The 22,167-nt window shown below is 39.1% G+C and carries 18 protein-coding genes and 1 pseudogene; 5 read left to right on the top strand and 14 right to left on the bottom strand.

The genetic code is table 11. The features are described 5' to 3' along the window. Positions 1-4: 4 nt before the first annotated feature. The 6 genes from cas3 to cas6 all read right to left on the bottom strand — a co-directional run bounded on the left by cas3 (position 5) and on the right by cas6 (position 7,166). Positions 5-2,305, bottom strand: coding sequence for a CRISPR-associated helicase Cas3' (gene cas3, locus FSB73_RS16020; RefSeq protein WP_158639580.1), 2,301 nt, complete (start codon positions 2,303-2,305; stop codon positions 5-7). Next, a complete protein-coding gene (locus FSB73_RS23340) occupies positions 2,298-2,978 on the bottom strand; it encodes a hypothetical protein (RefSeq protein WP_158639579.1) in 681 nt (226 codons plus the stop codon). The genes cas3 and FSB73_RS23340 overlap by 8 nt, the downstream gene beginning before the upstream one ends. Then, positions 2,971-3,999, bottom strand: a complete 1,029-nt coding sequence (cas7i, locus tag FSB73_RS16015) for a type I-B CRISPR-associated protein Cas7/Cst2/DevR (protein WP_146784404.1) — start codon at positions 3,997-3,999, stop codon at positions 2,971-2,973. Before cas7i ends, FSB73_RS23340 begins: the two co-directional genes overlap by 8 nt. Before the next feature lie 8 nt (positions 4,000-4,007). Continuing rightward, on the bottom strand, positions 4,008-5,423 hold the full coding sequence (locus FSB73_RS16010; RefSeq protein WP_146784400.1) for a hypothetical protein: 1,416 nt from the start codon (positions 5,421-5,423) through the stop codon (positions 4,008-4,010). A 47-nt stretch (positions 5,424-5,470) separates the two neighbouring features. Beyond that, positions 5,471-6,073 (bottom strand): hypothetical protein, encoded by a 603-nt coding sequence (locus FSB73_RS16005; RefSeq protein WP_146784397.1) that lies wholly within the window; start codon positions 6,071-6,073, stop codon positions 5,471-5,473. Between the two features lie 313 nt (positions 6,074-6,386). Then, positions 6,387-7,166, bottom strand: coding sequence for a CRISPR-associated endoribonuclease Cas6 (gene cas6 / locus FSB73_RS16000; RefSeq protein ID WP_146784394.1), 780 nt, complete (start codon positions 7,164-7,166; stop codon positions 6,387-6,389). Positions 7,167-7,577: 411 nt separating this feature from the next. Between cas6 and FSB73_RS15995 the strand changes: the two genes are divergently transcribed. Beyond that, positions 7,578-8,144 carry a DUF4256 domain-containing protein gene (locus tag FSB73_RS15995; RefSeq protein ID WP_146784392.1) on the top strand — a complete coding sequence of 189 codons (567 nt, stop codon included), beginning with the start codon at positions 7,578-7,580 and terminating at the stop codon, positions 8,142-8,144. 475 nt (positions 8,145-8,619) lie between these two features. Here FSB73_RS15995 and ftsY read toward each other — a convergent pair whose 3' ends face one another. From ftsY to FSB73_RS25280, 3 genes are all read right to left on the bottom strand, one after another. Further along, entirely contained in the window at positions 8,620-9,579 is a 960-nt protein-coding gene (gene ftsY / locus FSB73_RS15990; protein ID WP_146784390.1) for a signal recognition particle-docking protein FtsY, read from the bottom strand. A gap of 215 nt (positions 9,580-9,794) precedes the next feature. Continuing rightward, positions 9,795-10,178 (bottom strand): orotate phosphoribosyltransferase, encoded by a 384-nt coding sequence (locus tag FSB73_RS25285; RefSeq protein ID WP_394344798.1) that lies wholly within the window; start codon positions 10,176-10,178, stop codon positions 9,795-9,797. Beyond that, positions 10,160-10,429: an orotate phosphoribosyltransferase gene (locus FSB73_RS25280; protein ID WP_225974076.1), complete on the bottom strand. Its 270-nt coding sequence runs from the start codon at positions 10,427-10,429 to the stop codon at positions 10,160-10,162. Before FSB73_RS25280 ends, FSB73_RS25285 begins: the two co-directional genes overlap by 19 nt. A 97-nt stretch (positions 10,430-10,526) precedes the next feature. Between FSB73_RS25280 and FSB73_RS15980 the strand changes: the two genes are divergently transcribed. Beyond that, a complete protein-coding gene (locus FSB73_RS15980) occupies positions 10,527-10,955 on the top strand; it encodes an NUDIX hydrolase (protein WP_146784387.1) in 429 nt (142 codons plus the stop codon). 104 nt (positions 10,956-11,059) lie between these two features. On the opposite strand, the gene FSB73_RS15975 is transcribed toward FSB73_RS15980, so the two are convergent. The 5 genes and pseudogenes from FSB73_RS15975 to FSB73_RS27695 all read right to left on the bottom strand — a co-directional run. Next, positions 11,060-11,272, bottom strand: a complete 213-nt coding sequence (locus FSB73_RS15975) for a hypothetical protein (RefSeq protein ID WP_146784383.1) — start codon at positions 11,270-11,272, stop codon at positions 11,060-11,062. 254 nt (positions 11,273-11,526) lie between these two features. Then, positions 11,527-14,340, bottom strand: coding sequence for a glycoside hydrolase family 2 protein (locus FSB73_RS15970; RefSeq protein WP_146784380.1), 2,814 nt, complete (start codon positions 14,338-14,340; stop codon positions 11,527-11,529). Positions 14,341-14,551: 211 nt separating this feature from the next. Continuing rightward, on the bottom strand, positions 14,552-15,544 hold the full coding sequence (locus FSB73_RS15965) for a glycosyltransferase family 9 protein (RefSeq protein ID WP_146784377.1): 993 nt from the start codon (positions 15,542-15,544) through the stop codon (positions 14,552-14,554). Next, positions 15,544-16,851, bottom strand: coding sequence for a prolipoprotein diacylglyceryl transferase (locus tag FSB73_RS15960; RefSeq protein WP_146784374.1), 1,308 nt, complete (start codon positions 16,849-16,851; stop codon positions 15,544-15,546). The genes FSB73_RS15965 and FSB73_RS15960 overlap by 1 nt, the downstream gene beginning before the upstream one ends. A gap of 213 nt (positions 16,852-17,064) precedes the next feature. Beyond that, positions 17,065-19,298: pseudogene (locus FSB73_RS27695) on the bottom strand (S16 family serine protease); the annotation flags it as partial. Positions 19,299-19,709: 411 nt separating this feature from the next. On the opposite strand from FSB73_RS27695, the gene FSB73_RS15950 reads away from it, so the two are divergent. From FSB73_RS15950 to FSB73_RS15940, 3 genes are read left to right on the top strand one after another with little or no spacing between them, the layout of a single operon-like run. Further along, the gene (locus tag FSB73_RS15950; protein ID WP_225974075.1) at positions 19,710-20,453 is read left to right on the top strand and encodes an RsmE family RNA methyltransferase; all 744 of its coding nucleotides are present in this window, start codon (positions 19,710-19,712) and stop codon (positions 20,451-20,453) included. A gap of 55 nt (positions 20,454-20,508) precedes the next feature. Continuing rightward, entirely contained in the window at positions 20,509-21,099 is a 591-nt protein-coding gene (locus FSB73_RS15945) for a L,D-transpeptidase scaffold domain-containing protein (protein ID WP_146784371.1), read from the top strand. Beyond that, positions 21,048-22,118: a L,D-transpeptidase family protein gene (locus tag FSB73_RS15940; RefSeq protein ID WP_146784368.1), complete on the top strand. Its 1,071-nt coding sequence runs from the start codon at positions 21,048-21,050 to the stop codon at positions 22,116-22,118. The genes FSB73_RS15945 and FSB73_RS15940 overlap by 52 nt, the downstream gene beginning before the upstream one ends. The last annotated feature ends 49 nt before the right edge of the window (positions 22,119-22,167 follow it).

Genomic DNA, 22,167 nt, shown 5'->3' with positions numbered 1-22,167 from the left:
AAATTTATAGAATTTGTGTATCAACTGAATCATTTTCATCAAAATAACCAATTTCTTGTTTATAATTCAAATTATTGGCAACCATTACATCTCCAAATTTCCTAATGGGAGAAATGTCCGCCTCTGATCGATAAACTTGAACCAAAAGTGAATTCGCCTCTAGGAATTTTTTCTCGGAAATTTTAAGCTCATATTCATCTAGTAAATTGAAACAAAGGACTTCTACCTTTTGATTACCATGCTCTAAAATATCCTTAATCCAATCTTTCCAGTTACCAGCTATCCAGTCGTCCTCAAACTTATTGATTATAGTATTATTATATCCCAATTCAAAATCTTGTAATTGATCCCTATTGTAACCATCTTTATAAACTACATCACATATTTTAATAAAATCATCCTCACCAAGTTCACATCCATCATATTTAATAAGTTCAGACCATGTATTCTCAACTACTTCCCTATTATAAAATGAAATATTACCTATTGATTTCTCAAATATATAGACCGGAACGGTATCAAAACATAAATCCCTTTTAGAATCTAAAGGGTAGATTTTCTTTTTCCCATTACGATTAACCCTGCCCAGTCTTTGAATCAACGCGTCAATTGGCGCATTTTCAATAAACGTCACATCATAATCTATATCCAAACTAACTTCTACAGCCTGTGTCGCGATCAATAATTTGGGGCGCTTGTTAACATCCCTGCTCAATAAATCTTTCTCGATATTATTCCTATCCTTTTTGTTTAATCCGCCATGCAAAAGCTTACTGGAAGAACTAAACTCAAGTTCCTCATACAACTTCTGTGCAGTTCTAACATTATTAACAACTATTAATACCGTATTTCCATCTTTCAAATAAGATTTTATCAATGATAAATCACCAAAAAGATTCGATTCAGGTCTGCAATAAAGTTGATGCCTTTTTCTATCCATTATCACCCTGTCCAACTCGTCCCTGCTGTCTGGCCTGATAAGTTTAGAAGAGTCTCCGTCAAAAACCTCCTTTATAATAAGTCTTAATAAAAACTCAGGGATTGTCGCAGAAAGAAACAAAAATTTTGCATTAAATATTTTTTTAAATAATTTAACCGATGCTAATAGCATCCCAGTCAATAACGCATTATAAGCGTGAAATTCATCGATAATAAATAATGCATTCCTATAATCAAATAAAGCAAGCTCCCACCCCTTCCCTTTTAGAGAAGTTTTCAATACTTGATGTAAGGTCGCCACCTTGACTGGATAAAAAATCTCTCTCGTAAGTGATTGTCGACTCCTTGCCTCACGTTCAATATCCGAACAATCCATATTTAAACTTTGCAAATCGTCTGAAATCAAGTTATAAAAGAAGTCTAAAGTCTTAGAATGCAATGGTGTAACAGTTTCCTTGGCAAAAACCCTTTGCAGTCTACCAACCATCGCATTTATGCTTGCTGTATTAGGCAAAATATAAAATACCCTATTATTTACTGATTGATTAGCAAATACCCAATTTAACGCTGCCTCCGTTTTTCCTGATCCTGTGGGTGCATGTAATATAACATCAGAGTTTTCCCGGCGCATACGTTTTTGAAAAGGTCTAAAATCAAAATACGCCCCCTCTTTTTGCGGTTGAAAGTGTATCAATTCAATAGGCCGATACACAGGAATCTCATTTTCCTTCCTAGCCGATCCCAAATGATCAGCCGACATTAACAACGCTCTCATGAGTGACAAATTCTTCCTAGACTCAAAATCAGGAAGCGCTTCTACCTGGCGCTTTGCGTAAAAGCACTTCTTGAAATTTTTCGAAAGATCAGTAGTTACCTCCCGATTAAAATTAGCAATAACATTCAATTCAAATAAATCTAACCAGCATTGAACAACTTCTGGAGTAAATATCGATTTATCCGATTTGACCCAATCATTCAAATAAGAACGCAAATAATTGGGGGACAAACATTGACTGTCGCTTAAATGATAATCAATAACTCCTTTATGATGAGTTCCAATGGCAAATAATTCATCGTCACTCAAATTCAGAAAGCTATAACAGAAAATTAATGACACTAATTCATGCCGAATCGTACCACCTTTCTGCCCTTTTAATCTTTCCACAAACTCTCTGTGGATCTTTCCCAAATCATGCAGAACCGCACACCTAACCAGCTTTTTGTGCCAAAAATCACGCTCGCTTTCACTTAGTGAAATTGAGTTCAATAAGTTTTCGCCAGCTTTCAATACATGCCTAGTATGCATTTCCAAGGTCGTAACCCCATCACTTTTAGCAAAAAACTTATCAAAGTAATCTTTATTCATTATCAAATTCATGTAAATAAAAATAAACGGGTTCCTCCTCTTTTGTTCTGAATAAATTTCCACAAACAACTTCGGAATTGTTATCGTGTGGGATAGAAATAAACATTTTGGACGCAGCTGGCGTTCGTCCCGTCCCCACGTCTTCGTTCTCAATATATGATTCTGCCAATTGAACCAACTGCCCTGCAGCATTTAAACTAGGTGAAAAAGGTAATAGTGAGCCGCCTAAATTACCCTTATCTACTCTTTCTACATCTTTCAATAACACACTATCGATACATAAAATATCCTGCGATCGGCCCAATGAAGGAGTTCCAATGGGGTTTTCAAAGAATTCTTTCCATTCGACCTTATTCAACCAAACGATTAGCTTCGGTAAAACATGGAACTCACGTAAATAAGCATCACTCCCTTTGCTGTGTTTTTTAATTTTACCTCCGTTATTTTCGAGGCGTTGTCGAGTTTCTAAATCCTTTGCAACTGTGTCAAATGAATACTTAAACCCTAACTTCAATTCAGTCGCAAGAATATTTCGCCCCAGACAACAGCCAATAATGCCTAAAACAAGCGAGTAACTTGGAGTAGGCATACAAATAGCGTTTCCAGAAAGAACAAATGGCAGACGCGGCGTCGATGTCCAACCAGAAAACTGGATTTCTAAAACCTTATCCATTTGTCAAATATTTTTGTATAAATTGATTTGTCACTTCGACTGGTGAACCTAAAACAAAACCATCTTTCAGTTTCTCCAATATTTCGGTCTCATTCTGTAAATACCCTTTACGGAATCCAAGGAAAATTGGTGTTGCCAGCTTCATTTTATAATCCTCAGCCAGCTCAAGCATCAACTCAACGTTAAGGATTGGCCTTTCACCTGTACCAATAAACAAATTATTAAAAATGGGATTTGCTGATTCCATTCCCGCAAGTACCAAAACTTTAGGTGAAACATCAGCACCAAATGCGGCTTGTTTTGCACCTCCTCTTAAATATGCCAACCCTTTTAACAAGCCAGCAGCATTCACATTTCTATTTTCAACTGCATTCTTTAATTCATAACGAGAAAATTTCCCGCCTAAACTCGTCTCAATTAATTTATCCGTATGTTCCTTAATGAGATCAGAACTTAATTCTTGTTTACTGCCTAAATTATCATAAACCCCTAAACGGTAATATTCAAGGTTAAAAAAGCCTTCAAGATGAGTCGAATAGAACTTAGAAGAATACGGCAATGGTGAACCTTCCTTCAAATGAACAAATGCCTCATCAATATTCAAAGTTCTCATATTCTTTATTCCTTTCAAAATAGAAGATTTAAAAGGAGATGTTCTTTGGATACTCTCTTCGCCTTTGGCACCAGCTTTCATATATCCAAATAAATCATCTTCAGGGAATTCTATCGGATTTAATTCGGTGGATATCTTATTAGTAGTTCCTTTTTCAGAACCATCCCCGATTGCTCTGAGCTCACTGGGACTCCAATTATTTTCCTCATTGGCCGTATTTCTTAGCCATCTTCTCCAGGATTGCCCCGAAACGTATGGAACATCTTCAAACCTATTATTCACTTTCTCTTTAAAAGTCTTAGGTATCACCCGGTTTTTATCCTCTTGTATACCCAAACCGGCACCATTCAAAAATGATGCAGTGGCGTCTATCAGCAACGCGCCAGAAATGTTGTTTAATTTTGCCATTTTTAATTTTATTTTTTGTTATTAATTATTTTTTTTAGTTCCATTAGAGATTTCTTTAATAAAAATCTAATCGCAAAATTGCAGAGATTCCATGATGGATTTCCAAGTGGGTCAACTTTTAATTCTTCAATGTCCCATTTTTCCTTCGGGCCATCCTGAAATTCATAAATAAACTGATTTGTATTAAAAATAATTTCTTTTAGTTTTATATAAAAATCATCTTTGTACCTCTCCCCTACCAATCCATTAACCAATTTTTCAAACTTTTCAACAGGCGGTTTGTCTGAATCAGGGTTTTGGTATCTCGTTATGTAATACGCCCTGTAGTCATTTACAAAGCAACCCAATTTTTCCAACCAACATTGGACATTAGCCATAATTTGACCTTTATTTTCATAGTGTTCAAGTTCAATGGATTCGTATTCAGATTGATTAAAAAAGATCCTTAAAAGACCAGTCATTCCATACTTTTGGTATCTAAAATCAACATCATAAAAAGTATCAAGAATACTTTCAAAATGAACTTCTTGGTAATTAAGGGAGTCAATGAATATCCTTCCATACCCAATAATATAATCTTCCCCCTTGTTGGTCAAACCAGATTTAATTCCGTCTAACTTGTCATCTCTTTGAATCATAGAAATAACCCATTGACTGGCATTAAACGCCTTTTTATTAGAAACGTCTACAATAGGTAGATCATTCTGAAATACTGATTTTTGAGTAAAATAATGTATTAATTTATGTAATTTATAAAAATTGTTTTTTACTGGCAATTCATCAGAATTATCCAATATAGCAATATGGTGTTTCAGGTCCCACCTTCCCTCCTTTGCAGCTTTCACTAATACTAGGTTGAGCTCTCCTCTATATTCTGGATTATCCCAAGCTCCTGTTAACGATCTCTCCAATAACTTCTTAAAAGAGTTTGATCGATAAGTCTCAATTAAACCAGCAATATATTTTGCAATAGGCACCATACGATTATTACCAATTTCTGAATAATAAGCTTCCAGAAACTCAGTGGATACGCCACTATAATCCGTTTTCCTTTTCCCAGTACCAAAAACATTTGGGTACAACAAAGACCAATCTTTGTTTCCCTCTAAAGATTCAAGAAAGCGAAAAGCTCTGTGTTTATCTGCCAAAATCGCTTTCAATTCCCCTCCTATCTTGGCGTTGTTATAAAGGTGTTGAAGTTTTCTTATCAATCCATTGGGTACACGGTCTATAGAACAACTGGCGCCAGTGCCTGAGTTTGAAAAGCTCCACATATTCAAATCCGCATAATTTTCCTCAAACTCCTCCAATTCCTCAAGCATTTGCAAGACTTTAATTAAATAATCTCCCTTCCCAAAATCCCTTACATTTTCAATCGGTTCATTGACAGAACAATGCTGCATCTTTTCCGCCAATACGGCCACAGAGTCGGCTACCAATTTTTTGGAAAGTTCAAAATCAGACGAGTCTATTAGCAAAATGCCTCCTTTGTATAGTAATGCAGATAAGGGTAAAATTGCAATATTGCGATACAGATAGGATGAATATTTACGGTAAATTTTGCTTGGGGCAAAGTCTGCGCGTCAGACCCAAGACCACCAATCAATGGAAACCAAGACCTATTTAAGCTCGTGTCTGTGTTATCCAAATTTTTAATTTCTTTTTTTATTTCGCGTGGATCTTTACTGCTGCTATTTATTAATAATTTTTGTTGATCGATGTCTTCTTGATAGAATTCTTCGAAACGCTTATTAAATTTTAATCCGGTGATTTCACAAATACGCTCTCCATCAGCTTCAAATCCATTCATTATTGCAAGCAGCAACCGAATATAAGTCTTTTCTCCAGCCTGATTTGCTTTTTTTGCCGGATTAACCAATGGGTTGTTAAGGCTAAAAAGCATAGTATAACTTTTTAGTCTCTTATTTGTCTCCACCAAACTAACTCTATTAAACAGATCTAGCAACAATTCTGGAGTAATCTCTGCAAGGCCTCCTATTTTAGCCACAGCCATAATCGTCATTAATGCATTATTAATCAATGCATTTCCAGTGAATCTATTAAATATTGTCATGTTCAAATAATTAATTTTAAAGCATTTTGTCCTTATAAATCTCGTTTTCTCAATTGTTGCTAAGAACAAATTTAATAAATACTCCTATAATAATTGTATTTGAAGGATTATTTTTAAAATTCAGCTTCATATTATTTAATTGAATAATATGGAAAAACTATCTCGTTCTTAAAAATATATGCCGCGGTAATCATTACAAATTGGTAACGGTCGTAATTATTTTTTGTTCGCTAGGTTTAGTATCTTGCAGCGTCTATATCTAGGTCATTCAATCGTACAATTACTGAATTGAAATATAATCATTGTTTTTGACCTAGATATTGACCTTTGTTTGAACGCACCCCATTCCCATACTATTATATATTCCTACTCCGGTATTCTGCAACAAATTGACATAACGCTTTTCAGCTTTTACTATTAATTTAAAGTTTAGCCACCCCCTAATCTTAGTTTCTTGTGGCGTATTTGCTTTAATCGTTATAAGTTTTGATTTAAAAGGTCGATTTGTAGAAATTAACTTCATTGATAATTGCGATACCTGTTCATTTTGTTCTATCGTTTTTATTTTGTTTGTCCAGTTATAAATTAAAGAATTAACGTAGCGATCATCATCTGGGCTTAGAAATATATAATTTCCAAGGTCATTTTGTAACCCAGCAACAATAGGTGATTTTGGGCTCAATTCAACCTCAATCCTTTCATCATCTTTATAGCTTTCAAGAAGATTCTTTTCAATACTTATGGACTCAACAAAAAAGCTGGATTTAGATTTATAATCTTCAATAACTAATTGCTCGCTTTGAAACAATCCTTTAATAAAGTTTTCCATAGCCTCTGGAACATGAAAAGAGACTAAAACAGACGCATGATTACCAACCAATTTGAGTCTATCTCCTAAAACCTCAAATGGCGCGTCAATCAATGAAAATGTAAAAAACTTGAACCCTTTCCCATACCCCCGTTTATGTAATAACTCAGCAAAATCCGCATCACCTTTGGCAATAATTCGGTAAATTGCAGCTGATAAGTTATAATTGTAATTGATAGGAATTAACGAATTTCTATCTGCCACAAGATTTAACCTTAGCATCATATTATACTATTTTAAAATAACAAAATTAAATACCCTTTCCCTTGAACTAGGATCAATATTGATTAATAACAACCGTCTCGCAAATCAGTAATATGTCTTCTCATTCTTGCATCGATTCAAAATTACTATTTATATCCCTAATAGTTCATTTTCATTGTAATTCCCAATTAATTTCAAAAAAGGGATCTATGATCACACAAAAGATATCAGTTATTTTGCGCAGATGCTATTCTCAAAGTTCAAAGTCACCAGTGTACTGCATAAAGTCGGACATGATTGGCATTGGGCAAGGTAAATCTCCGTTATCTCCTAACTTTGAACGTGTAAATTAAGAGGCTAAACCGAATTGATCTGTGCCCTTAAGAGTTTTAAAAATGTACATAAATTTATCCGGCCCTTAAATTAATACTAATGGAAACGAAAACGAATCAACTAACCAACAAAGACATAGACTCATTGCTTTTATTATTAAAAGTTAGATTTGAACAAAATAAGCACAGACATCCTGGGATTATCTGGGAAGATGTCTCCAAAAGACTACTCAAACACCCAGAAAAGCTCTGGAGTTTACAGAAAATGGATGAGTCTGGTGGCGAACCTGACGTGCTTGAGATCGATAAAAAAGCCGAAGCCTATCAGTTTTTTGACTGTTCTTCAGAAACGCCCAAAGGTCGTAGAAGTCTTTGTTATGACAAAAAGGCGCTTGCAGAACGTAAAGAACATAAGCCCAAAGGAAGCGCAAAGGAAATGGCAGCAGCGATGGGTATCCAGCTTCTAAATGAAGAGCAATACCGATTGCTTCAATCTCTTGAGCCCGTTGATTTAAAAACTTCCAGCTGGATTCAGACGCCTGATTCCGTAAGAGAACTGGGCGGAGCACTATTTTGTGATCGCAGATATGACCAGGTATTTGTTTATCATAATGGCGCAATCTCCTATTATGCAGCCAGGGGATTCAGAGGAGTACTAACTTTTTAAATCACGGCTCTCTAGCTATTTACAATTATAATATTGGACGATTATTTTCTTTGGTACACCAGATAGCGAGCATCAGCAGCAATCTATCTATGTAAAACCTAGCGAACGACCACGCCAAGCATTTTCTTCTCTATAGAGCACGCCCACCAGCCTTGCCTTCGATAAGGAAATGGTTTGAGTTGATACTTTTAAAATCCCCCTTTTGATGACTTTTCCTATCCCCCCTATCTTATTAATTTCAGAACCAGATGGTACTCAACATTTCAATTTCGGTTCTCACCGGCCATTTATGACATACTGCTTATCTGCCTAGATTCCTCGTTCCACAAGAATTTGGAAAAATCCAATGTGCATTACTGGATGTAAAAAACAATTTTGTTAATCGTAAGGCTAATTCCAATGCAAAAGTTATCTAAATGAACAATCAAATCATTTACAATAAATTAATCAAATTATTATCAACAAATTATAAACCTTAATGCAATTTAAATAAACTATCCACAAACTCATGTTTATCGAAAATCATTAAATCCTCAACTCGCTCCCCCACCCCTATATAACGTACCGGAATATTCAATTGGTGCGCAATTGCAAGTACAACTCCTCCTTTAGCAGTTCCATCTAATTTAGTGATTGCCAATGAAGAAACATTTGTTGTTTCAGTAAATTGTTTAGCTTGTTCTAAAGCGTTTTGACCGGTAGATCCATCCAGTACCAGCAGCACATCACTTGGTCCTCCAGGCACTACTTTCTCTATCACCCGCTTGATTTTATTCAGCTCATCCATCAGATGCACTTTATTGTGCAGACGGCCAGCTGTGTCAATAATGGCAATATCCGCATTCTTAGCTACCGCACTTTGTACGGTATCAAACGCTACAGAAGCAGGATCGCTGCCCATCGGCTGCTTTACGATCGGCACCCCTACCCGTTCACTCCAAATCGTTAGCTGATCAACTGCAGCAGCTCTAAAAGTATCTGCCGCTCCTAAAACAACACTATTTCCAGCAGCTTTATACCTGGCAGCCAGCTTGCCGATAGTGGTTGTTTTGCCAACTCCATTTACGCCAACTACCAATAACACATATGGCTTCTTTATCCCAGTCAGTTCAAAACTGCCAAAGTTTTCTTCTTTAACGTCCGGCAGCAATGCTTCAATTTCTTCTTGAAGTAATCTATTCAATTCACTGGTAGTGACATATTTATCTTTAGCTACTCTTTTTTGAACTCGGTCCACAATTTCCAGCGTCGTATCCACACCTACATCAGCAGTAATGAGCGCATCTTCCAGATTGTCCAATACCTCATCATCTACAGTAGTTTTCCCCGCCACCGCTTTGGTAATCTTAGACAGAAAGTTGTCCTTGGTCTTTTCCAGACCTTGATCCAAAGTTTCCTTTTCTTTCTTACCAAATAAATTTCCAAAGAATCCCATAAATTATTATTTTACAACAAGTTATATAAATATTCTTATATTTTTAGCAGTTTCCTATTTGGTCATAGTTTAATAAATTCCACCAGATAATTTATTGCAATTAAAATCCGTAACATATTATTTTACATTCAACTACAAAAATATTTACATTCCTTGTTTCTATTATAAACGACTAATTCTCGTCTAATAACTAAATTGCACTTCTCCCCAATTTTTTATATGCCCCATTCAGCCGGCTTTTCTCTCCACGCTAAAAGTTCAGGCTCACTTTCAGGCTGAATCATTCCTTTTGCCTTGGCCAGCTCAATTAGCGCTCCATAATTGGTCAACGATTTATATGCTGTTTCATTAGCAGCAAAAGCATCTACCGCCTTTTGAAAACCGTAATTAAATATTGAAACAACACTTATAACATCAACATTTTCAGCTTTTAAAACATTTACAGCATCGAGGCTACTCAATCCCGTAGAAATCAAATCTTCAATCATAACCACCTTCCAATCCTGTTCTAATTTCCCTTCAATCTGATTGCCCATTCCATGAGCTTTGGGTTTGGAGCGAACATACACAAAAGGCAGTTTTAGCTGGTCAGCCACCATAGCCCCCAGGGAATACCCGCCGTGGCAACACCCGCAATAGCATCTGCTTCAGGATAAGCTTCAAAGACGACATTACACAGCTCACTTTTAATAAAGTCCCTGATAAAAGGAAAAGATAACAATTTACGATTATCACAATAAATCGGACTCTTCCACCCGCTTGCCCAGGTAAAAGGTTTTTCCGGACTTAATTTAACAGCCCCAGCCTGTAATAATTTCTCGGCGATTACTTTTTCATCGGTCTTTGCCATAACTCTAAAAAATTTTCACGAAGGTAAAATATTATTGCCTTGTTAGGCCAATATTGGTAAATTTAGTCCCTCATTTAAAACGTCAAAATAATCTATTATGCAAAAGCCCAGAATCATAGCAGCAGGTGGTCTGATTACTGACCCAAAGGGTCATCTTCTTTTAATCTTTAGAAGAGGTTACTGGGACTTACCGAAAGGCAAACTAGACGAAGGTGAATCCGTCAAGCAGTGTGCTATAAGAGAAGTCAAAGAGGAAACTGGGCTGCAGGAGGTAAACGCCGGTCCCCTTCTGGGTATCACCTACCATGAATATTTTGATAAATGGTCCAATCAGGATGTAGAAAAGGAGACCCATTGGTTTGCTATGAGCACTCCCGACGGCCAACACTTAGTCCCACAAATTGAAGAAGATATTGAGCAGGTCATCTGGGCCGATCAGGCACAAATCGACCTTTGCATGGAGGATACTTACCCCAATATTATCCAGATTATGGAAAAAGCCGGATTTTATAAAGTAAAATCCTGAATGCACAAAGTGGTCAACTGAACATTTTTTTTAGGCGATTTTCTCTGACTGCCATAAGGCTGTCAGTGGGAGGCATTTACTTCGCATTACAATCAAGTATAAAGTTAAAGTAATGCGCGCCCCATGACAAAGTTATTTTCAATAAAAACGCCTAAAAGGCTAATAATAAGTAGATTATCCAGAATTAAGGAAGTACTGAGTATTTTGATCAGGCTTTCTTCGCTTTGGATGCTCGCCTGTTTCTCTATTTTATATTTTAGCGACACGGTCGATAATGCAACCCATAACTTATTAATTTGGACAGTGTTTGCTTTCATATGCAGCGCTCTATTTTCACTTTTGATATATTTTTGGAACCAGAAAAACGAGACCTCAAAATAGCTTTATAAAGCTCAATTCCTACTGTCAAATCACATTTTCAATTACACATAACTCAATCTATTTCAATTACATATAAATATACGTATTTTCAACAAGACCGCCCTAGGGGAAAATGATCTTTTCATTTTCCCCTAGGGCGGTCTTGTTGCTTGTGAATTACAAATGTGCCCCTTAAACCCTAATCCAAGGCTTAATATTCGGTACTAAAATCAACAGTTTGATCTGGCGTATTCCAGCCAGAGAATTTAATCTGCAAATTCCCTGTTCCCATCACCCGGTGAAAATTCACGCTGATTTCTTTGCTTTCACCAGGTGCAATGGTCACATAATTATCAGACCATAAAGCAGGCATCACTTCATTATTCCCTACCATTATCTGACCTCTGACAAAAAAGGCGACCTGATTACCTGTGTTGGCTAATTTAAGTGTTAGGCTGCTTCGACTATGCTGCCAATCTGATTTTACAACATCGATCTTTAAAGAGGAAGCGCTCATATGATTAAGGGCCTTATAATTATTTTCTGGCGCTGTCCAGTAAACATTACTTGACACCTCCTTACCCGCATTATCTTTTAGTGAAAGCAATACAAAAGCAAATGTCTGATGTGATTGCAATACCTTTTTCAAACTAAAAGCCTCCAAGCCATGATCGGCCTGTACCAAATTAATATTACCTGCATTTTGCGCCAATTGCTTCCCATTAATATCATAAAGCGTGGCCACTGCCTTTAGATTCTTTTGATCAAATCTGCTCCGATTTATAACGGCCACACTGGAATCATTCAGGTTAAACTGAACATGCACCGGTTCGCAGGCTTTTTTCATATAGTAATAGCCAGCGTTGGGCAATAAATACCAGTCATAGATCTGCCAGATGACACTGGGCAAAGCCGCATTCAGCTTCCAGAGCATCACGCCGCCATTTTCGCTTATTTTTGAATTGGCCGCTTCAAAAATACCTTGGTATCCGGTGGCGTTCATCAACTGCATTTTATTAGAGAAACTATCCAACTGCATAGGTTGTCCATACCGACTCACCATATCTGCATAATACGCGTCGTATTTACCAGCACCCGTACAGGCATCATGATAACCCCAGGTATTATTGAAAGGATAAGGCAGGGTAGTATCCCAGACCATATCCGGGATGACCTTTCTTAAGGTATTGAGAGGCGGCTGAGAAGGAATGCCGGTCTCATCTTTAAACAACCAGTCCTTTGCTGTATCTGCCAGACTGTAATAAACTTTAGGATCCTTCCAGGCATAAGGGCCTCCGCTATAAACGCCCGCCGGCTTATTATCCGGCCAGGCGCCCGGCCACCCTTTGGGCATTTTTGCATATCCGGAAGAACTTGGGATAAATGGTCTTGTTCCATCCAGATCAATGATCGCCTGACGCATTCCGTCATAAAGCGCTTTGCGGGCATGGCCTTCATTACCGCCGGTCCAGACCAAAAGGCTTGCATGGTTACGGATGCTTAATATAGAACTGGTTACATTTCTTAAAAACACATTGCCCTGAAAGGGATAGTCTGGCGAGCCTTTAAATTCACCTTGCGTATCGCCGGTCACCCAGAAATCATTCCAGACCAAAAGACCCAGCCGGTCTGCAGCGTCCCAGAATGGTTCCGGCGGTGTTACTCCACCACCCCAGATACGAATCAGGTTCAGATTGGCATTTTTACATAAGGCTAGCTCTGTATAAAACCGCTGCGCATTTCTATCTAGCATCATATCCGGTACCCAGGCGCCGCCCACAAGATGAATCCTCTTACCATTGACATAAAAATACCTACGGTAAAAGCCATCATAATGTCCACCTACGGCCGCTGCAGTGGACTTTACCGTGCGCATACCAAAAACAAAACTGGTGTCATCCAACACATTTCCTGCGCTGGTAAATTTCAAATTAATTTTATACAAATTAGGATTGCCATAGCCATTTGGCCACCAGAGTTTGGGATTTTTCACCAACAGCTCCTGCACCTTTTCAGGATCCAGATGTAATTGCCCATCAGCATTCGCCTTAAGCGTCACCTCCTGACTAAAAGCAATTTTATCGTTAGCAGCCCCAGAAAAGTTATCCGGATTGATGCTAACCTGCAGTTGTCCTTTGACAGCGGCATTGCTGCTGTTATGCAGTGTCAGATTTAGTTTTAAGGCTGCCTCAGTTGTATCAGGAAGTTTTGGTAATTCAGTGATCAGTTGCGTATTGCCAAAATGTACAACACCGGTTTCTCTAATATAAACCGGTTGCCAGATACCCATATTGCGGTCTCTGACCGGCGGCATCCAGTCCCATCCCACAGAGCAAAGCATGGTCACGTTTTTACCGATATCGCCTGTTGGACCACCATTCAGATAAAAGCTACCTAACGCTTCCAATTGCTCCGAATCCGGTGTACCAGGATAATCCAATGGATAAATCTTAACGGCTAATGCATTGGTGCCATTGGGTTTTATAAATTTAGTCACATCAAACCCGTATTTAGCAAACATGCCTACCATCTCAGAAGAATCAGCAACCCGGTGTCCATTCATCCAGACCTCGGCTCTATAATTAATCCCGTCAAAAATGAGTTCAAATCGTTTGGTTGCATCCACTGCTCCCGCCTTAAAAGTCGTTCTATACCAATAAGGATCTTTCCAGGGGTTTTTAACATGAGGTAAATAAGAATATTTATCCAACCCATAGGCCACACTAAAGCTATCATTGGCGTCCGGGATCAGCATATTGTTCATACCGATATGTGGATCCGGGTACACTTTATTGGCGACAAGCGCAGTAAGAACAGTGGAAGGAACCACCGCATCAAACCATCCGAGATCGCCCTTATAATTCGGATTAGAAATTTCAGCGCCCCCTACTTTTACCTGGGTGGAGCTCATGAGTTTAAACTGCTTTAGCTTGGTCTGCCTAACCCCCTGAGCCGAAACAGAGAGCATTGCAGCCACCATGAGTGATGCCGCTAATAATTTAAAAGAGATGTTGAGATGCTTCATAAAAATTAAATACTAAAATAAATGGGTATGAAAGTCAGAACAAAAGTACTTTTTATTTTGCCTAATTATTAATACTAATTTATCAAAAAAAGATACTTAACGGACGCCAATCGGATATTAATAAAAGGATTTAAGCGCTCTAAAGCATTATAAATGCCTGTACTTTTTTATGCAACTTCTACTAAGTGAGTCCCCTTTTCGAGCATAGCTATCAGCAATACCCCTTTAACGTGTCCTGCACAATGGCCTCTATATCCTGTAATCGCATACACTTAAAATGTCCCTTAGGGCATTTTTTCAACCCAAAATTAGAACAGGGTTGACATGAAAGACCAGGCACAATATAATTGCGATAGTTCGAAGGATTCGCCGTGCCATAATAAGGTTCCACCGCCAATTTTGGAGAAGTCCCCCCCCATACAGCCATTACCCTTTTATTGAAAGCACAGGCGATGTATTGCAGACCGGTATCATGGGAAATCACCCACGCCGCCTGCCGGATCAAATCCGCCGAGCCGTTCAGAGAAAACACACCGCAACCATTCCAGGCACTTGTATTATTGGTAGCCTGGATAATCTTCTCACCAATTACTTTATCTTCTGGCCCTCCCATGAGAATTAATGGGCAGTCCAGGCGGTTGACTAATTCAATCAGTTTTTCAGGGGGAAGTTTTTTGGTATAGTAAGAAGCACCGATAACAATGGCCCCATAACCACTTTGCAAAAATTCTGGTAAAGATTTTATATCCACCCTATCCTTTTCACCAATAAAATAATCCAAACCCTGCCCGTCATCCTTAACATCCAGGGGCAATAGTGTATTTAAGCTCCTGGTAGTAATATGCGTAGACGGCATTAGATCCCAGTGAAATTTGGTTAACAGGAATTTCTGGATACTTAGTTTTTGATAACTATACCATTTTGCTTTTAAGACAAACCGTAATCTAAGGGTTCTGAGATTCTTATGCAGATCTATTATATAGTCGAAGTTTTCGGTTTTCAAATCTGCGGCCATCTGCTTAAAATCACCATCAAGATAATGGAATTTATCGATGTAAGGATTAGCCTCAGTTACTGCCTTCATTTTCATTTTGGTCAGAAAATGAACTTCACTGTCGGGATAACGTTTCTTTAGGCACCTGATTGCAGGTGTCGCGAGCACGATATCGCCAATTGATGAGAAGCGAATTACCAGAAATTTCATCAGGAAGCGGGCGAAGTTGGCGTCGGTTTAATAATATGCAGCGGCTTAAAAATCTTTGGTGCCATGGTAACAAAAATAAGTCCGACGATGACCAGCAATAAAGAGATAATCTCCGCCTGTGAGGGATGAAATAATATATCATATTTTGTGTTCACCCGGATTTGTTCAATTAAGAAGCGCTCCGCACCATTTACAATTAAATACAAGCCAAAGAGTTTACCAGGATAAGTGATCTTTTTACGCAGGCTCCAAAGGATCCCAAAAAGGATCACCGACATGATGATCTCATAGAGCGGTGTAGGATAAACAGGCAAAGGCAGGTAATTACAATACTGCCCCCATTGACAACTGGCCAGTGCAATTCCCTGTCCATTCACGTTGTGTGGGTAAGAAAAAGCGAATAACCAATCCGGCAGCCAGCTAGCGCCCCTAAAGGCCGCATGCTGGATCTCTCCTACAATACCATATTGTTCCGTATGATTTTTAAATAGCACCGCTGCTTGCTGAAACTGCTGCGGCGTACAAAGACGCAGTGAGCCGTCAGGATTTGAAAGATAAGCACTATTGATAATTCCCCAGTCTCCATCTCCTGCCACCTGGCAACCAATTCTGCCAAGTCCGTAGGACAACATCAGAATAGGCGCTACGCTATCCGCCACGTTAATAAAACGCATTTTGTTTTTGCGAAAATAAATCCAAAGTGCAATGATGGCCACAATCAATCCGCCATAAAATGTAAGGCCGCTGGGAGAAAACAAATTTCCCCACGGATCCTGGATAAACCTGTCCCAGTTTTCCAGATTATCAAAGATTTTGGCACCGATAAAGCCCGCAATAGCGGATATAATCACTATATCCCCCACCCGATCACTAGGCCAGATACGCACTGTACGCTGTTCAGGCTGCGCCAGTTTAGACTTATTCTTGTCTTTCCATTTAAGGTAAAGAAAAAGACCGCCTAATACCAGCCCCGCCAGCCAGCTGCCGGCACCGGAAAAAATAAAGGCTTGCGGATTGGCCATTGCCCCCTTGGTAAAGAAAATACCCAGGATCTTGTAACCAAATACAAAGCCCAGTATAAAATTTGAAAGGAGTTCACCCAGACTCGCCGGCTGCCCAATGGTAATTTTCTTTTCCGTATAAGTGAAATACCCCAGGGCCTGGCGTCGTTTAAATTCCTTAGAGATCAGCCATGCAGACACCAGAAAGGAAATCGCGACAAAAAACCCGAATGAGTTAACTACTTTTAAGACCGATATTTTAATGCCAAATAAATCCCAAAATAAATAATATAGATTAGGGTACATTGCTCAGTTTTTTAATGTCTGGTTCGCAATAATAAGGAAAAATATCTACAAATGTCCTTTGAAAAAAATTCCTACATAGAAATGTAGGAATTATAACCCTTAAAACAACCAACATGAAAGCGTTTATATATAGATATTATATAGTATTATATATATGTAAAATAGGCTACCAAAAGTAACCATTTAAGGGAATACAAACAAAATAATTCTTGTTTATTTTGTGAGTGCCAGCTCAATTACTTCCATCATGGTACGGACATAATAAAATTTTACACCTTTAATAAATGAAGGATCAATCTCCTGTACATCTTTTTCGTTCTCAAAACAAAGGATAAGCTCTTTTAGACCTGCTCTTTTAGCAGCCAGCACTTTTTCCTTAATGCCGCCAACTGGAAGTACCTGGCCACGTAAAGTAATCTCACCTGTCATCCCTAAGTAAGACTTTACTTTTCTACCAGTAAAGGCAGAGGTAATGGCTGATAACATGGTAATACCTGCACTTGGGCCATCTTTGGGAACGGCACCTTCCGGTACATGGATATGAATATTTTTCTTTTCAAAGAGTTCAGGATCAATGCCCAATTCTTTACTATGGGCTTTGACATAAGTAAGTGCCGTCATGGCACTTTCTTTCATCACATCTCCCAGATTACCGGTGAGTCTCAGCTCACCTTTGCCCGCGCTGGGCAAGGCTTCAATAAACAAAATATCACCGCCGACACTGGTCCAGGCAAGCCCCACCGCAACACCACTGATCCCGGCAATCCTGTACAATTCATTGGAGTACCTTGTCTTACCTAAAATCTGAGCGACCAAGGCTTCGGTTATGGACGCAGGCAGTGGCTGCTCCAAAGCCACCAATTTAGCCAGATAGCGCATCACACTGGCCAACTGACGATCCAACTCCCTGACGCCGCTTTCTCTTGTGTACTGTTCAATAATTTTCTCGATAACCTTATTGGAAAGTTTTATCTTGGTCTTACCGAGTCCATGCGCCTCTTTTTGTTTGGGGATCAAATACTTTTTGGCAATCTCCAGTTTTTCTTCAATGGCATAACCATTCAGATTAATGATCTCCAGGCGATCTCTTAAGGCCGGTTGGATACTGGCCAGATCATTAGCCGTAGCAATAAACAGGACTTTGCTCAGATCATATTCCAGTTCCAAATAATTATCATAAAACGTAGCATTTTGCTCAGGATCAAGAACTTCCAAAAGTGCAGATGAAGGATCTCCCCTGTGATCTGCCCCTACTTTATCAATCTCATCCAGTATAATGACCGGATTGGAAGTTTTTGCTTTTTTGATATTCTGTAAATCCTGCCCGGCATGGCACCAATATAGGTTTTACGATGTCCCCTGATTTCACTTTCATCATGCAGACCACCCAGACTAAGCCGGATGTATTTTCTACCAATCGCACTGGCAATACTTTTTCCAAGAGAAGTCTTACCTATTCCCGGAGGTCCTACAAAACAAAGGATAGGGCTTTTCATATCCCCTTTCAACTTTAAGACGGCCAGGTACTCTAAAATTCTTTCTTTGATTTTGGTTACGCCGTAGTGATCCTGATTGAGTACTGTTTCTGCAAACTTTAGATCATAATTATCTTTCGTATAATCCTCCCAAGGCAGGTTAAGCAGAAAATCAGTATGATTATATAATACAGAATAATCCGGTGTACTGGAATGCATTCTTTCCAACTTGCTCATATTCGCATTAAAAAGCTCCTTGGCTGCCTCTGGCCATTTTTTCGTTTCAGCCCGCTTTTTCATCGCGCTAAGCTCCATGTCATTATCCGCTCCCAGCTCATCTTTAATACTCTTGAGTTGCTGCTGGAGAAAATATTCCCGTTGTTGTTTGTCAATTTCCGTACGGGCATTATTGGTGACTTTATTTTTGAGTTCCACAAACTGCAATTGCTTTTGCAACAAGTTGATCAAAAGGATGCTACGCTGCTCAATTGAACTTGTTTCAAGCAGCTGTTGTTTATCGCGAACATCCACATTCATATTGCCTGCGACAAAATTGATCAAAAATTCAGGACTTTCAATATTGCGCAGGATAATCGCTGCCTCTGTAGGCATATTAGGAGAAAGTTGGATAATTTGAGCCGCCAGATCTTTAATACTGTCAATATGGGCCAGAAAGTCCTGTGCTTCCGGCACATTTTGGTCTGCGGACAATGTTATTCTGGCCTTAAAATAAGGATCGCTTTGTGTAATTTCCTTAAGGTCAAAGCGTTTCTTCCCCTGAATAATAATGGTCGTCCCGCCATCCGGCATCCGGATCAGCTTAACAATCTTGGCCACTGTACCAATCTGACAAAGATCCTCTGCCGTTGGTTCCTCTATCTGGTCGTCCTTTTGAGCAAGCACGCCTATTAACCGGCCGCCTTTATAGGCCTCCGTCACTGCCTGGATACTTTTATCACGCCCCACCGTTATTGGAATAACCACCCCGGGAAATAAAACTGTATTGCGTAAAGGTAACAGTATCAGTTCTTCCGGGATATCTAATGGTTCTTTATCATCGCCCATTTCATTCATGGGTAACAGCGGCAAAAATTCACTCTCCTCCATTTGCTGCAATAAAATATCGTTATATTTATTATTCATAATATATTGTAGGTTACTTCAAATTACCTGCCTGCCTAACAGCTGGATTTCATCCAGGTGATATTATTCGTTATCGTCAAATTGTCACACAAATACAGGCAGACTGTTGACAATAAGGGTAGTCAATTTGGATGCCAGCAGGAAAATCAAGGGATTAACCACCTAAATTGACACAATTTGGCGCGACCAGCAGCTAATTAATGACTTTTTTACATAGGTTTTGATAGAGTCTTGCTAATTTTGCTGACAAATAACCCGATTATTTTGAGTGTACAACAACGACCCTATTTTTATGAAGCTGATTTAAATGCTCAATGCAGCAGTTTCACCTTAAGTGAGACAACCAGTAAACACTGTGTTCAGGTCTTAAGAATGCAAATAGGTGATGAAATACAGCTAACAGACGGTCATGGCCTACTCACCACCGCCAGTATCACGCTTGCTCACAAAAAACATAGTCAGGTCCGAATCCTGGACAGGACACAACAACAGGCAACCCACAGTCAGGTAACTATAGCCATAGCACCTACCAAAAACATGGGTCGCATTGAATGGGCGCTCGAAAAATTAACAGAAATCGGCGTTTCCGAGATAATCCTGATGAAAACAGAAAGGACAGAGCGGACCGTAGTCAAATTGGAAAGAGTAGAGCAAATTCTGATCTCCGCCATGCTGCAAAGCAGACAGGTCTATTTACCCAGATTAAAGGGCCTGGTCGCATTTGAGACTGTGCTTGCCGATTACCAGGGATTTTCTCATAAATGGATTGCCCACTGCTTGGATCAGGACAGTAAAAAGTCATTAAGCCCCGCCCAGAAAAAAGAGTCCCATATCATACTAATCGGTCCCGAAGGAGATTTTAGCAGTCGCGAAATTGATTTGGCAATGGCACCAGAAAATCAATTTGAACCAGTAACTTTGGGTAATACCCGACTTAGGACGGAGACTGCTGGACTCGTGGCCGGCGTATTACTGAAAATTTAAATAGAATAAATCTGCAAATCACTAAATAATCTGAACTTAAAACACCTGTTAATTAATGAATTTTAGAAAATTACTCTTATCAACCACCATCCTTACCTTACTTTTTGCCTCCTGTGGCCAGCGAAAGAACAGAAAAGTAAAAATTGATGAAACGATCACACCGCAGACTTCATACAACAATCTGTTTCTGGATAGTAATGCCATCCGCCAATTTATTGCAGCAGACACTGTCTATAAACCCTATGCCGAGATGTTTATTAACTTTTACCGGCACCGTAATTTTGAGTTTGCCTGGTTTGATACCAGTGGGCTGGTAGAACAGGCGCATAATTTTGTCAATCTATTAAGCGCAGATGCCAAATCCATGCGCAGACAAGATAGTACAGTAAGTGAGAAAAAGATTGCCGCTATTTTGGACAGGTTCACTGACAGTTTGCCAGAAGGCCTGACGCATACCGAATTAATTCATGCAGAACTGGTGATGACCGGTGAATTTTTCCGTCATGCCGAACAAGTATTTAAAGGCAAGGGCGGGCTCGATGCCACACAGCTAGGCTGGTATATTCCCAGAAAAAAATTGATTTTTCGGCGCTTTTGGATTCTACCATCAATGGAAAGGAAACACCGGACGAAGAGAAATTACTGAATCCACAATTTAAAAAATTACGAACAGCGCTCCAAAAGTATATAGACCTTAAAAATGAAAATCATCCTTGGGACTCTATAGCGCTTGAGCGCCCCAAACTCGTGTTGGGTGATTCTGGTGGCGCTATATCCGCCATAAAAGACCGCCTGCATTACCTGGGAGATCTTAACGATGCGCCGAGCGACGACAAATATGACAAAGACACAAAAGATGCTGTTAAATCTTTTCAGTCACGTTATGGCTTATCCCCGGATGGTGTTGTTGGTCCTAATTTTATGAAGGCCTTGAATATTCCACTGGACACATTAATCAGAACCATTACTATTAATCTGGAAAGAGTCCGTTGGATCCCTAGCGAACTACCCAAAGAATACATCTGGGTAAATATACCAGATTACAAGCTCCATGCATATGAGCAAGGCAAAGAAGTCTTTAATATGCGCGTTATCGTAGGTTCTGCAGCACATGGCACTACTATTTTCTCCGGGAATATTAAATACATTGTATTTGCACCTTATTGGAATGTACCCACCAGTATCGTTAAAAACGAGATTCTGCCCGGCATTAAAAACAATCCTAATTACATAAAGAACCATAATATGGAGATTTATGGGAAGGATGGTAAATATCCACTGGTCAGACAACTTCCTGGGCCGGATAATGCGCTGGGCCGGGTAAAATTTCTTTTCCCCAACAGTTATAATATTTATTTACATGATACCCCTAATCACGATCTGTTTACTTCCAGAAACAGAGGCCTTAGTCACGGCTGCGTCCGGCTCTCAGAGCCGGAGAAAATGGCTGACTGGCTCCTAAGAAATGACACGACGCATTATCCAACGCAGGTCATCGACTCCTTAATGAATAAAAACACTAAAGAAAAATGGGTTACCCTGGATAAAACCGTACCGGTATACTTGGTATACTTTACGACTTGGGTAGATTCAGATTGCAAGATTAATTTCAGAAAAGATATTTATGGCCATGATGCCAAAATCGCTGAAAAACTGTTTAAATAGCCTAATCATTGAAAAGCAGCTCTAAATACGAGCTGCTTTTCAATGATTA

This window comes from Arachidicoccus ginsenosidivorans, assembly GCF_007971385.1.
Classification (GTDB): Bacteria; Bacteroidota; Bacteroidia; order Chitinophagales; family Chitinophagaceae; genus Arachidicoccus; species Arachidicoccus ginsenosidivorans.
Note: the sequence above shows the minus strand (reverse complement) of the source record. Positions and strands in the feature narration are given on the sequence as shown.